This is a genomic window from Sporomusa sphaeroides DSM 2875 (assembly GCF_001941975.2).
Classification (GTDB): Bacteria; Bacillota; Negativicutes; order Sporomusales; family Sporomusaceae; genus Sporomusa; species Sporomusa sphaeroides.
The window spans coordinates 287483-302533 of sequence record NZ_CP146991.1 but is presented as its reverse complement, the minus strand read 5'-3'; the positions used below and the strand labels follow the sequence as shown (position 1 = coordinate 302533).

Genomic DNA, 15051 nt, shown 5'->3' with positions numbered 1-15051 from the left:
TATGCAAACCTGTGCCGAATGGATCATGCAAGCCACCGGCATTACCTGCCACTCGGATAAGGTACGCCCAGGCTATATTTTTGTGGCAATTGTCGGCCGCATCACCGATGGCAATGCCTTTGCCGCAGCAGCGGCTGCCCGGGGGGCACTGGTTATTGTGAGCGATTCACCCGCCCGGCTGCCGTCACTGACACTTCCCGTAATTACTGTCCCGGATGCCAGATTGGCACTTGCCCGGCTGGCATCCCTTTTTTACGGTAACCCGTCAGATAAATTACACTTGGTAGGCATAACCGGCTCTAACGGCAAAACTACCATCGCCTGTATGCTGGAACATATCTTCACCCAGGCAGGCCTTACCACAGGTCTCATTGGCACTATCCGGGTCAACACCGGGACAAACTCTTTTCCCAGCACGCTGACAACCCCCGACGCAGTCAGTGTTCAGCATTACCTGGCACAAATGCTTAAAAACAAAGTGACCCATGCAGCGATGGAAGTATCGGCCCAGGGGATCGATATGCACCGGGTGGCCAATGTCCGCTTTTCAGCAGGTATATTGACCAACCTGTGTGCTGACCATCTGGACTTTCATGGCAGTTTTGCCAGCTATCTTGAAGCCAAAGCCAAGTTTTTGGACTTGCTTGGCACTGCTACGCCGCTCATCGTCAACATCGCTGATCCTTACTGCCAAGCCATTGCCGGCCGTTTTTCCGGCAAACTAATTACGGCTGCCATCGACAGCCCTGCCGACATTACGGCCAGCATTACCCACCTGACCACTTATGGCAGCGCCTTCACAGTAACGGTAAACAGGCCTCTTGAGGCCGGTAACGGTCAAATGCTCCCTGCCGGCCGTTATCCTATGACCCTGGCTCTGCCTGGACGGCATAATGTCGAAAATGCTTTGCTGGCCGGTATTGCAGCCCTGGTCCACGGCTTAGCACCTGAGACAATTGGGGCAGCGCTGGCTGGTTTCCGGAGTGTTGAACGGCGGATGAATATTTTCCACTTAGAGGGGCTTACGATTGTAGATGATACCGCCCTCAACCCCGGCAGTATTGATGCCGTGTTTGCCGCACTGGCCTCTTTTCGTTATAACCGCCTGATTGTTGTCAATGCCATTCGCGGTCAGCGCGGCACCGCCATTAATGCGGCTAATGCGGCCGCACTAACCGGCCAGCGCCGTAAACTGCCTTTTGAATTAATTATTACAGCCAGTAATGAACAGGTTGGACCGGCAGATAGCGTTACCGCTGAAGAAAAGCTGGCCTTCCTGACAACCCTGAATACCCTTAAGACCGATTATACATACACCGGCTCCCTGTCCGGCGCCATCAGACTGGCACTAAGGCATGCCCTGCCCGGCGACCTGCTGCTGTTAATCGGAGCTCAGGGCATGGATGCCGGGAGGCAGGTATTGTCGTCTTTGGCCAAAACACCGGAAAACCCTTGCCGGGACCAAGGTCATTACCCCCGCCCGGCATGGAGTGCGGCTGCCGAATAAGGCTATTTTCCCTTGGTTTTCGGCTTTGGTTCTTTGTCCGCATAGCCGGAGAACATGGCTTGCAGCCTGGCCGGGTCTTCGGTTAAGGCCAGCATTATATGCAGCGGCATGGTGGCCAAAAAAAACATGGTTATCAGATAGTAAAAAATCCGAATGCCTGTAAGGCCGCCAAACGGTCTGCTGAGCCAGGACTCCTGCCCGGGAAAAAAGAAAGGCAGTGCGGCCAGACCGGCAAGGAGAATCAGCAAACCCCAGACAGTAAATAATGCCTTTTGGCCGGGATTATAACGGCCGTAATTGGGGTGGTTTTCGGTGATAAACAGCGCGTAGCGAAAAAAGCTGCGCAGATTGGGAAAGTCCCGCGGCATAAACAGTACTTCCGTGTACCTGCCGGTAAACAGGTAATAACAGCTTTGTCCAAACAAATTCAGCATAAGAATAATCCCGGCAAGCGTATGGGTCTTGCGCACTACGCCATACTTCAGGCCGGACCAGGGCTCATGCAGGTATAGGCCGGTTATTACCAAATACATTACGGCCAAAACCATAATCCAGTGAAAAATCCGCACAGGCAGCGGCTGCAGCAATAGTTTCATAAAAATAAAATCCCCCAAATGGGGGATTTTCATGTTACATCTTTAAATGAACTTTAGGAATATTTTTTCCGTAAAAAATTTCGGCCATTTCTTTTTTCAGGCGCTGCTTGATTTTCTTTTTCTCGCCGGCCTGCAATTCTTTTTTGGCGGTACCGAATAAATAGTTATCCAAATCAAATTCTTTCAGGAGCATCTTGGTGTGAAAAATGTTTTCCTGATATACATTCACATCAATCATCTGGTACATATCGCGATTGTCGCCGGAAATATAGTTTTGAATCGAGTTGATCTTATGGTCGATAAAAAACTTTTTACCGTTAACATCCCGGGTAAAACCACGCACCCGGTAATCCATAACGGCGATGTCCGGGCGAAAGGTATTAATGAGGAAGTTCAGGGCCTTAAGTGGTGAAATATGACCACAGGTCGATACGTCAATGTCGGCACGAAAAGTACTGATACCTTCGTCCGGATGGCTCTCCGGATAGGTATGAACGGTAATATGGCTTTTGTCCAAATGGCAGACCACCGCATCAGGCATGGGTTCATTGAGCTCGCACTCCCCGCATTCCTCACTGGTAAAAATGGCCCCCGGCTGGTGGACAGCTTCCTCTGAAATCAGCATGGTGACACTGGCCCCTTGCGGGTCATAGTCCTGTTTGGCAATATTTAAGATGTTGGCACCAATCATATTAGCTACTTCGGTGAGAATATTGGTCAAACGCTCGGCACTGTATTCTTCATCAATATACTCGATGTAGGAATGGCGGTGCTGGGGAGTTTTCGCATAGCAGATGTCGTACATATTAAAGCTCAGTGATTTGGTGAGATTATTAAACCCATAGAGTTTTAGTTTTTTAATTGATTTAATTTCCATCTTGCCTGTCCTTCTCCTCACAGCTAAAAAATATAGGCTTTACCTTGAAAGAATTATACCACACCAAGACAAAAAGTATAAGTTTTTAGGCTTTTTTAAAATACTATATTGAATTTCTCAGTCATTTTCACCGGATAATAGGATTCTTTGGCCTTGCGCAAGCCTTCGATGCCCATATCTTCTTCCCGGTTAATAAAGCTAAGGTGCTGCCAGGCAGTTGCACAGAACTTCTGGTTGATAACCGGATAAACACCGCGAATGTCGGGGTTTGCCTTTTCCACATGGATAACCGCAGTATCACTGTTAAGCTGCTCGCCAAAGGTAAAAGCCTCGACTTTACCGCTGATAAGCAGCAGGCCGCCGGTCAGCTTAAGCTCATCCCAATGGGTAAGCACCTCAATAACAGCATCCCGCTCACCGCGCAAATGAGCATCCTCGTCACAGCCTTTTTTCTTACACCATTCCATTTCACTCTCAATACATTTGGGCGCCCATTCTGCAGTCAGAGGAAAGTACTGGTAATTACTGTAATTGCGGTAAAAACTATTGATATGATTTTTCTTGCCATGGTATTTGCGGCCTTTTAATTCAATCAAATCCTTGCTATTATAAACATAGTCAAAATTGTCGCGTTCACTGGTAAGCGTAAACTGGCCGGGCCGCCATTTCTCAATAATGTCGACCATAAACTTTTCGACGCCCCGCAGGACAAAGGGCCGGCTCTCTGCCGCACAGTAGGCAGCCATTTTTTCCAGCACAGCTTCCACGCCCTGGTCAGGACCTATTGGCTGAAGCATAAACCGGTGATTGTCATATTCAGCTTGAAGAATCAGGTACCCGTCCTGCTCTGCCCACCTAATCGAATAGATATTGCGCCACATAAATAAATTAGTAAAATTAAAATGAGCATTCTCATAACGGCGCTGCGTAAAGCATTTATCAAAAAAAGGCTTTTGCGCCAAAGTGATCTTCTGGAAGTTAATACGAATTCCCCCTATTTATGATCAACCTGATCTGTTTTGTCAACATAGGCTGAGTAATTGTTAACGCATTTTATTATATTCCAGTCACTGCTTCCACGCAACATATATAGTATCCACGAAGAAAGCCGTCAACATGCTGCGATATATTCCCCAGGTAAAAAATATAGCAGACACAGGCAAGTACTATACTTAAAAAGAGGTGAAGATATGAGTAAACGCGCGCCCACCTTGCTGTCCGGCGATTGCCCTTATCTGGCGAAACGCCATACCATTATTGCGATTTACCGGGAGACCCGTATTCCCGGCGAGGCGGTACCCCATTATCAGGTGGCTGAAATCGAATGTGATTTCAGCGATGAGTGCGGCCTGGAGAAATGCCCGCTGGGGGAAAACGCCCCCAAGCATCCTCCCGGCATAGGCTTAGGCTAATACGCCGTAAGCCATAGATATAAGGACAGTTCTTACTGCTGCAGCTTGTCTGCCAGTCAAGAACCGTCCTTGTTTTGTTTGCAGCGCGTACTATAGGGTGCCGTCATCCACAAGCCGAGTTTCAGTGCTTTATAACTTTTGGATAAACTCCAGGCGTTCTCCGTCAGGGCCGCTGAAAAACATCAGCTTTTTATTGCCCGATATTTTGGGCTGATCGAGCAGCAGCCTGACCTGCTGCTGCCGCAATTTAGCAAGCTCGGCCTCCAGGTCGTTGACCAGGAAGGCAATATGATCAATAATCCCCGGACCACGGTCACTGACAGCATCCTCTTTGTACTGAATAAGCTCGATGGTCTGCTGGCCTGCCTTAATAAACTCCAGGCGAATACGCTCATCCTGGTAGCTTTCTTCCCGGGTGCAGCCTAATACCGTTGTATAGAATTCCAGTGATTTGTCGGCATCTTTGACGACTACGCCAATATGAGCAATATTATACATAAACCACTACTCCTCCTCTAACCGTTCCGGCCATGTAAAGATAAACTTCGCCCCTTGTCCTGCCACCGATAGTAGCTCAATCCGGCCCCCCTGGTTCTCAACAATCTTTTTAACCAAAGCCAAGCCGATGCCGGTACTTTTCAAAGTAGTGCACGGCTGCAGGGTCTGAAACATTTCAAAAATTTTGCGGTGATATTCCGGAGCAATGCCAGGCCCGTTATCAGCCACACTAAAGGCAAAGCCGCCGTCTGTCCTGGCAACAGTTACCAGTATCTGGCCATCCGGCCGGTTGTGATGATTAACGGCATTACCGATAAGATTGGCAAACACCTGCTTGAGCCGAATCCGTTCGGTCTTGATTACCGGCATATCCGGTCCGATCAAAATGTGAAAGCCGTCAGGCAGCGCTACCTCTTCGATCACTTCGGCCAGCAAGTGCTGAACGTTAACCGGCTTAACCTCTGTCTTCACCCTGCCGATGCGGGAATATTCCAGGATATCTTCGATCAAATTAGCCATGCGCTGTACCCGTCCGCGCAAAAGCTCCAGCTTGTGCCGGATATCGGCATCCAAGGTACCGGCAAGGTCTTCCGCAATCCATTGTGACAAATTGTCGATGGCTCGCAGCGGCGCCTTAAGATCATGGGAAACAACATAGGCAAACTGATCCAATTCCCGGTTGCTCCGTTCCAGCGTCTGCGCATATTTGGTCAATTCAGCTTCGCGCCGGCGCACGGCCTCGGTCATCGCATGAAAATGTTCTGACAGAGCAGTAAACTCGGTATATTCATAAGCCTTAAGCGGCAAATTGTAATTGCCTGAAGCTACCTGCCTGGCTTCGGCAGTGAATTCATTGAGCGGTTTAAAGATTTTTTTCAAATTGGCCATGGCAATAATGCCTGCCAGCACCAGAGCCAAAGCAGCGCCAATGACAAAGATGTTCCGGGTTCTGTGCACCGGTGCAAAGGCAACCTCGGTCTGCTGGATTACAATCAGCGGCCAGCCGGTCGGCTTCACCATTCCTGCCGTAAGGAGGTATTCCTGCTGTCCGTATTTGACATGGATTGTACCGTCCTCACAGGCTAATGCATCATGAATAATCTCCCGGTCACCAATATTGCTGCGCTGGTATACCTGACTCTGGTCAGAGTGTCCAATAAAAGTGCCCTCATGATCAAGAATGGCCGCCCAGCTGCCCTTGGTATTGGTATCATTTTTGGCCACAATTTCATTTAATTTGCTTAGATTGACATAGCCCACAAGCATGCCGTCAGCCATCGGCCTAGTCACCGTCAGAGTCGGCTGGCCTGTATGCTGGGAGATAAAGGTAGCCGACCAATACGTGGAATCAGCTTGCTGGGTAATCTGAAAAAACGGTTGTCTTGACATATCCAGGGTTGCATAACTGGCATGATAAGGTGCAACCATCACAGACTGTCCTTTGGCATTGAGCACATACACAGTCTCAAAATAGCTGTGACTGGCGACCAGGGTATCCAGATAATATTGCCTTTGACGGTTATCAAGCCCGCCTGTCTCCAGCATAAGCGCCGCTTCCTGCATTACCATGCCGGCTGTTGCCAGAAAATCCTCCGTACTGGCAATCAAACTGCGCGCCAAATGGATATTATGCCGGACTACCTGCTCTCCCATACTTCTGGACAGAAGTGTAACGGTAATAATACTAATTACCAGAATAGGCAGAGCAACCGCGATTATGAAGTTAAAGGTCATAACACCTTTGAGACTGCCTGTAATTTTGCTCATATGCCACCGACTCACTTTTTGTCCAATGTGACAAACTGACCATTTGTTACAATTACTAACCGGCAGACACGGCTGGCATCGCCGGCAGCATTAATCAGGTAGTCATCCCATAATCCCGTGAATTGCTGCTGACCGATAATGGCTTGTTTAACAGCAAGCGCCTGATCATTGCCCGCCTTATTTATTCCTGTTAATACCAGCTGCGCCGCTTCATAGCTATGAGCAGCGGCATAGTTGGGCCAGCTGCCAAACCGCTCCCGGTATTTGTGGGCAAACCGGACATAAGCCGGGTTATGATTGTCAGGACTATAGGTACTGCTAAATACAATCCCTTCCACAGCCTGACCGCCATGATGAATAAAATCATTGGTCATAGCCCAGCTGCTGGAAAATATGGGTACGTCAGGCTGCCTTTTTCTCAACCATTGGCTCATTACTGCGGCATCGACCGCACCGGCTACCAGGAGAATCCCCTCCGGCCGGTAGCCTGCCGCCGTTTGCGCTAAACTCTCGTACTCGACACCGCTGCCTGAAGCAAAAGGCAGTGTCGCAACAACCTTACCGCCAAAGCTTTCAAAATAAGCGGTAAACACCTCTGCCCAGTTCCGGGCATATTCGGGATTGGAGCTGTCACCGATGATAACCAGCCGCTTAAGCCCCAGTTCCTGTACGGCATAGGCCGCCTGCACCTGGGCCATAAGCTTAAGGGGTGACATAATGGTAATCAGCATGTCATCATTGCCTCTCAGGCTATCTGCCGTAGCGGTAGGCGTAACAATAAGCGCCTTGCCGCCGGCGCTGACCGGCAGGGAAGCCACTGCCGCAGCACTGGTCATATGCCCGATAAGAATGCGTACACCGGCATCAATCAGCTCTTCATCAACAGCCCGGACAACGGCAGGATCGTTTTTATCATCTCTGACAATAAGCTCAACCGGCCTGCCGTGAATACCGCCGGCCTTGTTAATTTCCTCGATAGCCAAAGTAACCCCATTGCGTCCGGCAACACCAAGATCAGAATACCGGCCGGTCAACCCGCCGACAAAGCCGATCTTATACGTCTGCTGGCCAAAACAGCCTGATACTGCCGGAATGATGAGCAACAACAGTACACAAACAACCAACTGGCAGCGTTTCGCAGTCGACACATTCTCCCTCCGTCCGACAATTATTGTAAATAATAATTAGTCAACAGTAAGAAGTTTTCCTGCTTATTTTCTCTTTATTTAAAATATCGCACACCGGCGTAAAATAATTGCTGGTCTTTATTGCCCGGTATATTGGCCGCAACATGCCGGCCGATACGTTCGGAGTGCCCCATTTTCCCCAGTACCCGCCCATCCGGACTGGTAATGGCTTCGATAGCGTGAAACGAACCGTTAGGATTAAACCGGACATCATAGGTGGGCTGTCCCGCAAAATCGACATACTGGGTGGCAATCTGGCCGCCCCTGGCTAGCTGCTCAATCTCCTCAGCGGTGGCGTAAAAGCGCCCCTCCCCATGGGAAGCCGGAATGGTAAACACTTCACCGGCCTCAACACAGCTCAGCCAGGGTGACAGGGTGGAAACCACCTTGGTATTGACCATACACGAAATATGGCGGCCTATTTTATTAAAAGTCAGGGTCGGACTAGTTTCGGTCAGATTGCGGATTTCGCCATAAGGAACCAGTCCGAGCTTGATTAATGCCTGGAAGCCGTTGCAGATGCCCAGCATCAGGCCGTCACGGTGCTGCAGCAGCTCGGTAACAGCCTCTTTTACCCGGGGATTGCGGAACATGGTGGCAATAAATTTGCCGGAACCGTCAGGCTCGTCGCCGGCGCTGAAGCCGCCTGGCAGCATAACAATCTGCGCAGCGGCAATTTCCCGGGCCAAAGCCGTGATAGATTCTTCAATATGGGCAGAGGTCAAATTGCGGATTACCAGGGTTTGAGCAACCGCTCCGGCTTGTTCAAAGGCCTTGGCGGTATCATATTCGCAGTTTGTGCCGGGAAATACCGGAATAAGCACCCGGGGTCTGGCCACACTGACCGCCGGCCGGCGGCTGTTGCGCCTGGTATAGGCGGTAAAGGCCTGCGGTTGTCCGCCAATCGGACCCGGACAGGTAGGAAAGACGGTTTCCAGCGGTGCCTGCCAAGCCTCCAGGGCTTCTTCCACAGTAAGCTCCAGGTCGTTCCAGCTAATAACCGGCCGCGAGGTTGTCCGGCCAACAAGCTCATAAGGAATACCGCCAAGCGCTTGTTCAAGCTCTGTCTCAGCCGGTAATTCAAGGATGAACGAACCATACTCGGGAGCAAACAGCATGTCTGGTTTGACCGCAGCCATAAGGTCAACACCGATGCGGTTGCCAAAGGACATCTTGGTGACCGCTTCGGCCAGACCGCCGATTTTAACGGTGTGAGCTGCCAAAACCCGGTCTGCCTGGATAAGCTGATGCACCCGGTCATAGGCCAGGGTCAAAGCGGCAAAGTCAGGCAATTCGTCCTGCCCGCGCTGCGAGCGGATAAGTACCACCTGGCTGCCGGCCTGTTTAAACTCCTGGGAGATTACCTTGCCGGTATCAACCGTTGTTACCGCAAAGGCCACCAGGGTTGGCGGCACCGTAAGCTCGTTGAAGGAACCGGACATACTATCCTTGCCGCCAATGGCCGGAATGCCCAGTTGCTGCTGGGCGTAAAAGGCGCCTAATAACGCACTGAAGGGCTTGCCCCATTTCACCTGATCCTTGCCCAGCTTTTCGAAATACTCCTGCAGGGTCAGGCGAATGTTACGGAAATTGCCGCCTACGGCCACCACCTTGGCTGCCGCTTCCACAATTGCGTAAACAGCTCCATGGAAGGGGCTCCAGGTCGACAAGCCGGGATTGAACCCGTAGGTCATAATAGTGCCGGTTGTCGTGTCGCCTGACAGCACCGGCAGTTTGGCAACCATACCTTCACTGGGAGTATCCTGATATTTGCCGCCGAACGGCATCAGCACCGTGCCGGCGCCAATACTGCTGTCAAAGCGTTCGACAAGTCCTTTTTGACTTGCCACATTAATATTCTGCAACATGCTCAGCCAGGCCGCTTTGCCGGCTGCGGCAGCGCCAATCGCCGGCTGGCCGGCAAAATAACTTTCGGGCGCCGGCGCCGTCACCCGTACGGCAGTATGTTGTTTCACACCATTGGTATTCAAGAACTCGCGGCTGAGGCTCACGATCGGCTTGCCGCGCCACAGCATCGTCAGGCGCTGATCGTCAGACACTTTTGCCACAAGCGTAGCTTCCAGATTTTCCCGATCGGCATAATCGATGAACCTTTGGGCATCGGCCGCGGCAACAACTACCGCCATCCGCTCCTGTGATTCGGAAATAGCCAGCTCGGTGCCATCAAGACCTTCGTATTTTTTGGGAACAGCATCTAAGGTAATAATTACACCATCTGTCAATTCGCCAATGGCTACCGAAACGCCGCCGGCGCCAAAATCGTTGCAGCGTTTAATCATGGTGCTGACTGCCGGCTGGCGAAACAGCCGCTGAATTTTCCGTTCTGTCGGCGGATTGCCTTTTTGTACCTCGGCACCGCAATTCTCCAGCGATTCTTCCGTATGGGCCTTAGAGGAGCCTGTCGCACCACCGCAGCCGTCGCGTCCGGTCCGTCCGCCGACCAAAATAACAACATCCCCGGCCGCCGGCACTGTCCTGATGACATTCTCTTTCGGTGCGGCCGCCATAACAGCGCCAATCTCCAGGCGTTTGGCAATATAGCCGGGATCATAGATTTCAGCCACCTGGCCTGTTGCCAGGCCAATTTGGTTGCCGTATGAGCTGTAACCGGCCGCGGCGCCGGTAGTAATCCTGCGCTGCGGTAATTTGCCAGGCAAGGTGGAAGCCAGCGGGACACGGGGGTCACCGCTGCCGGTAACACGCATGGCCTGATACACATAAGAACGGCCTGACAGCGGGTCACGGATGCAGCCGCCCAGACAGGTAGCCGCTCCGCCAAAGGGTTCGATTTCTGTCGGGTGGTTATGGGTTTCATTTTTAAACATCACCAGCCAGTCCTCGGTCCTGCCGTCAACATCGGCTTGTACCACAATGCTGCAGGCGTTAATTTCCTCGGATTCGTCCAAATCGGCAAGCTGCCCCTGCTTCTTTAGCTCTTTCATGGCAGTGGTGGCAATATCCATAAGATTGATATCACGCCCGGCAGCCTTGTCACCATATATATATTGCCGGGCTTGCCGGTACCCCTGCCAGGCGGCAGCCACCGGACGGCTGAACCGCCCGTCTTCAATTTCCACCGCTTCAATCCTGGTGTGGAAGGTGGTATGCCGGCAATGATCAGACCAATAGGTATCAATAACTTTTATTTCCGTAATCGTTGGCTCACGCTTTTCCGTATCGCGGAAATAAGCCTGACAGAAAGCCAAATCCTCCAGACTCATCGCCAGACCCCGCTCTGCTAAAAACCGGACCAGTTCCGCCTGTGACAACCCAATAAACCCGTTGAGTACCGCAACATCGGGCGGAGTCTCGGTTGGCAGCCCCAGGGTTGCCGGTTTCTCCAGCAGCGCTTCCCGGGCTTCGATGGGGTTAATACAGTAATCCTTGATTTTAGCAAGCTCAGCGTCGGAAAGTTCCCCTTCCAATACCAGTATTTTGGCAGTACGAATGTCGGGACGTTCCTTTTGCGTGAGAATTTGCACCGACTGGGCGGCCCAATCGGCACGCTGGTCGTATTGACCTGGCAAATATTCCATAGCCAACACCCTGACCCCGGCAGGAACAGGCATTTCTTCCCGGTAGAGAAAATCCACCGGCGGTTCGGAGAATATGGTATAAAGTGACGACTCAAATTCAGAGTCGCTTATCCCGCTGATATCATAGCGATGCAGAATACGCACTCCGGTCAAACCGGTTATCCCCAGATGGTGTTTCAAATCAGAGTAGACGCCTTCCGCTTCTACGGCAAAACCCGGTTTCTTTTCAACAAATATACGGCGAACGGTGCTCAAAACACATACCTCCTTATTATTACAGTCAGGAGCAGTACCTGCCCCCTGTCCCTGAAATATCATGAAAAACACGGCAAGATATTATTACTATTATAATTGAGTTGATAAATGAATAGCAAGGTGATAAGCAAGAATTGCCGGCTGCGGTCCTTACAACCGTCAGCGCCGCCCTGTACCGGCACCTTTTGTTTTATAAGACCTCAGTGGCTCACAGAACTTATGTGTTCTGTCAGATTAAAAGAAAAGCAGCCCTGTGCTTGCGCCTTGAGCTGCCATCGTAAAAGCCTATATATTCATATTATTGCTACATAAATAGTTTTAGTATTTTATACATCAGAGCACTGGTGACGGCACTAAAAGGAATGGTCAATACCCAGGCAAATAACATTTGCTGAGCCACACCCCAGCGCACAGCGGAAATCCGTTTGGAAGAACCCACACCCATAATTGAGCCTGATACCACATGGGTAGTGCTGACAGGCAGGTGAAGATTGGTAGCCGCAAAAATAACAAGTGATGAATTCAAATCAGCAGCAAAGCCGCTAATAGGCTCAAGCTTAAAAATTTTCCCGCCCATAGTTTTGATGATTTTCCAGCCGCCGGCTGCCGTACCTAAAGCCATTGCCGTGGCACAGGACAGTTTTACCCAAAAGGGCACTTCCAGTGTCGCTATCTGCCCTGAGCTTAACAGCGCCAGGGTAATAATGCCCATAGCCTTTTGCGCATCATTAGAACCATGCGAAAACGACATCATGCTGGCAGACAACAACTGCATCTTCTTAAAGCCTGAATTTAACTTACCCGGCTCCTGTCTGCCAAACATCCACAGCAGGGCAATCATAATGATATAGCCGCCAGCCATGGCAATGAGCGGTGACAGTACCAGGGACAGGAAAATCCTCTCAACCCCGATAAGGTTAATGGCCTCAAAACCTGCGCCGACAACCACGGCTCCCAAAACGCCGCCGACAAGCGCGTGCGAGGAACTGCTGGGAATACCCAGCCACCAGGTAATCAGATTCCAGACAATAGCACCAATCAACGCCGATATGATCACAGGCTGACTGACTAAGGATGCCGATTTAACAAGATCGCCGCCAATGGTCTTCGCCACACCTGTGCTGTAGAGTGCCCCGGCAAAGTTTAGCACCGCCGCCAGCATAACGGCATACTGTGGTTCCAAAGCGCGGGTAGATACCGAAGTGGCAATGGCATTGGCAGTATCATGAAAACCATTGATGTAATCAAATGCCAGCGCAAAAAATACCACAACATAGAGCAACGTCAGATCAGGCATATTTTACGATGACTCCCTTTAGCAAATTCGCAATATCCTCACTGATATCCAAGGTTTCTTCCAAATGCAGCAAAATTTCTTTCCATTTAATAATTTCAATCGGATCCTTGCATTCTCTGAACAATTTGGCCATTTCCTGACGGTACAGCCTGTCACCCATAGCTTCATACTCAATAATCCGGGCACAGCGCTCTTCCAGCTTCTCTTTTTGTTTTTTTATCTCAGGTAAATGGGTAAACGCCTTGTCAATCTGTTTGACACTTTTGCCTACAAGCACAGCAAGTTCCCTGGCTCCATCGGATGCGGTACCGGCATTATATAACTCCATACGTTCAATGGTACCTTGAATACAGTCAATGACATCATCAAGCTTGTGAGCAATACTGTAGATGTCTTCACGGTCAAGCGGCGTAATAAAGGTTTTGTGTAATAAACCGACAATTTTGGCCGTATTGACGTCAGCTTTTTTTTCCAGCTCGTCAATCCGAACCATTAATTCGGATAAGTCACCATCCCGGTTTATCGCTTCTTGTAACACATCGGCCGCATCCCGGATTAGTTGCGTGTTTTCTAATAAATAGCCATAAAACTTTTCTTCACGGGGCTTTAAGCCAAATCCCATAATAGCCTCCTTAAAAATTGTCGAATTCAAACTGATTATAGCACATAACCGCGCCTTTTGTTAACTAACTGTAAAAAAATGTTAAGATTCGGTTAATTTAGCACTTACTGCTATGACTTAGCAACGAGGACAATACCACTGATAATTAATACCAAACCACCCAGCCGGAGAGGACTGATCGATTCCTGAAACAGAAAATAAGAGGCGGCAAACACCAGTACATAGCCCAGGCTAATCAGCGGATAAGCGTAGCTTAGCTCGACAGTGCGCAAGGCATAAATCCAGAACAGGGTACTTAGGCCATAGAGAAACAGACCACCGATAATCGGCCAGGCAGCTATGATTTTTTCCGTAATCGAACCTGTTTCAGGAATATGGGTGGCGCCGTATTTAAAGGCAATCTGCCCAACAGCCCCCAGCAGGACTGAGAATAAGATTATATAGATTTCTTTCATGCGATCGTCTCCTGCCGTCAATAGGCTCTGACCCATATAGGTGGGCCAGAGCCTCCATCTGCTACTATAATTCCCTTTGCCGAAGGGTATTCCTGCTAACAGTATTACTATTATTTATTATATTGTGTCACAAATAGCACAAAAAGTTACCGGATTTGTGAAATTAATATAGTGCTGAAACAGGGTCACTTGACGTAATGCGAATTGTATTTTATTGTTAAAGTAATGACAAAGCATCGCCGGGAAACTCCGTTTCCTGCCATAAGGAGGCCACCCGTCTTGCCCCAGCCAACCGCCCGACTGGCCGAAATAGATTTACTGCGTGGAATCGCTATCCTGCTAATGATCATTTTTCATATCGTGTTTGACCTGGCCTATTTTTACCACTGGCCGGTTGATTATCTGAATGGGTTTTGGTATTACCAGGGCAAAGCTGCGGCAGTACTGTTTATGCTGGTATCGGGAATAAGCTGTACGCTTAGCCGTAATTCACTGCAGCGCGGACTCAAAGTACTGGGCACCGGCCTGATTATTACGGCAGTCACCTACCTTCTCCAGCCGGCAGAATATATCCGGTTTGGCATTTTGCATCTGCTGGGCAGCGCCATGCTGCTGGCCCCCTGGCTGAAACAGTATAGCGCCCTGACACTGGCAGTGGCCGGAACAGTCTGCATCATAGCAGGAAAACTAGCCATTACCCTGACACCGCCGCTGCCCTGGTTTATCCCTTTGGGCATCACGCCTCCCGGCTTTGCCTCGCTTGATTATTACCCCATATTCCCCTGGCTGGGCATAGTCCTCTATGGCCTGGCAGCAGGCAAACTCTTATATCCGGCAAAACAGCCGCTGTGGCCTGGGGCCGCTTTGTACCGCCCGGCCGGCTGGCTAGGCTGGCTCGGGCGCCATTCTTTGCCGGTTTACCTTGTACATCAGCCGCTGATCTTAGCAGGCTTGTATCTCCTGTATAAACTGTGAGTCTAAATATAAAACCGCCCTCTGCCTGCCGGCATGGGGCGGTTCT

The 15051-nt window shown here is 50.3% G+C and carries 13 protein-coding genes; 3 read left to right on the top strand and 10 right to left on the bottom strand.

Going from position 1 to position 15051, the window contains the following annotated elements:
• Position 1: 1 nt before the first annotated feature.
• Positions 2-1507 carry a Mur ligase family protein gene (locus SPSPH_RS01270; RefSeq protein ID WP_075752469.1) on the top strand — a complete coding sequence of 502 codons (1506 nt, stop codon included), beginning with the start codon at positions 2-4 and terminating at the stop codon, positions 1505-1507.
• Positions 1508-1509: 2 nt separating this feature from the next.
• On the opposite strand, the gene SPSPH_RS01265 is transcribed toward SPSPH_RS01270, so the two are convergent.
• From SPSPH_RS01265 to SPSPH_RS01255, 3 genes are all read right to left on the bottom strand, one after another.
• Positions 1510-2103, bottom strand: coding sequence for a cytochrome b/b6 domain-containing protein (locus SPSPH_RS01265; protein WP_075752467.1), 594 nt, complete (start codon positions 2101-2103; stop codon positions 1510-1512).
• 34 nt (positions 2104-2137) lie between these two features.
• Complete coding sequence (gene speD, locus SPSPH_RS01260) at positions 2138-2980, bottom strand: adenosylmethionine decarboxylase (protein WP_075752465.1); 843 nt, start codon at positions 2978-2980, stop codon at positions 2138-2140.
• A gap of 95 nt (positions 2981-3075) precedes the next feature.
• Positions 3076-3942 (bottom strand): DUF2156 domain-containing protein, encoded by an 867-nt coding sequence (locus SPSPH_RS01255; RefSeq protein ID WP_233138622.1) that lies wholly within the window; start codon positions 3940-3942, stop codon positions 3076-3078.
• 228 nt (positions 3943-4170) lie between these two features.
• Between SPSPH_RS01255 and SPSPH_RS01250 the strand changes: the two genes are divergently transcribed.
• Positions 4171-4392, top strand: a complete 222-nt coding sequence (locus tag SPSPH_RS01250; protein WP_075752461.1) for a hypothetical protein — start codon at positions 4171-4173, stop codon at positions 4390-4392.
• Between the two features lie 129 nt (positions 4393-4521).
• Here the strand turns inward: SPSPH_RS01250 and SPSPH_RS01245 are convergent, their stop codons facing one another.
• The 7 genes from SPSPH_RS01245 to SPSPH_RS01215 all read right to left on the bottom strand — a co-directional run bounded on the left by SPSPH_RS01245 (position 4522) and on the right by SPSPH_RS01215 (position 14030).
• Positions 4522-4890 carry a VOC family protein gene (locus SPSPH_RS01245; RefSeq protein ID WP_075752459.1) on the bottom strand — a complete coding sequence of 123 codons (369 nt, stop codon included), beginning with the start codon at positions 4888-4890 and terminating at the stop codon, positions 4522-4524.
• 6 nt (positions 4891-4896) lie between these two features.
• Complete coding sequence (locus SPSPH_RS01240) at positions 4897-6657, bottom strand: HAMP domain-containing histidine kinase (RefSeq protein ID WP_075752456.1); 1761 nt, start codon at positions 6655-6657, stop codon at positions 4897-4899.
• Positions 6658-6668: 11 nt separating this feature from the next.
• Positions 6669-7805: an ABC transporter substrate-binding protein gene (locus tag SPSPH_RS01235; protein ID WP_075752454.1), complete on the bottom strand. Its 1137-nt coding sequence runs from the start codon at positions 7803-7805 to the stop codon at positions 6669-6671.
• A gap of 74 nt (positions 7806-7879) precedes the next feature.
• Positions 7880-11656 carry a phosphoribosylformylglycinamidine synthase gene (locus SPSPH_RS01230; RefSeq protein ID WP_075752452.1) on the bottom strand — a complete coding sequence of 1259 codons (3777 nt, stop codon included), beginning with the start codon at positions 11654-11656 and terminating at the stop codon, positions 7880-7882.
• Positions 11657-11960: 304 nt separating this feature from the next.
• Positions 11961-12953 (bottom strand): inorganic phosphate transporter, encoded by a 993-nt coding sequence (locus tag SPSPH_RS01225; protein WP_075752450.1) that lies wholly within the window; start codon positions 12951-12953, stop codon positions 11961-11963.
• Positions 12946-13575, bottom strand: coding sequence for a DUF47 domain-containing protein (locus SPSPH_RS01220; RefSeq protein ID WP_075752448.1), 630 nt, complete (start codon positions 13573-13575; stop codon positions 12946-12948). Before SPSPH_RS01220 ends, SPSPH_RS01225 begins: the two co-directional genes overlap by 8 nt.
• 110 nt (positions 13576-13685) lie before the next feature.
• Positions 13686-14030: an SMR family transporter gene (locus tag SPSPH_RS01215; RefSeq protein ID WP_075752446.1), complete on the bottom strand. Its 345-nt coding sequence runs from the start codon at positions 14028-14030 to the stop codon at positions 13686-13688.
• Positions 14031-14309: 279 nt separating this feature from the next.
• On the opposite strand from SPSPH_RS01215, the gene SPSPH_RS01210 reads away from it, so the two are divergent.
• The gene (locus tag SPSPH_RS01210) at positions 14310-15005 is read left to right on the top strand and encodes a heparan-alpha-glucosaminide N-acetyltransferase (protein ID WP_198930877.1); all 696 of its coding nucleotides are present in this window, start codon (positions 14310-14312) and stop codon (positions 15003-15005) included.
• The last annotated feature ends 46 nt before the right edge of the window (positions 15006-15051 follow it).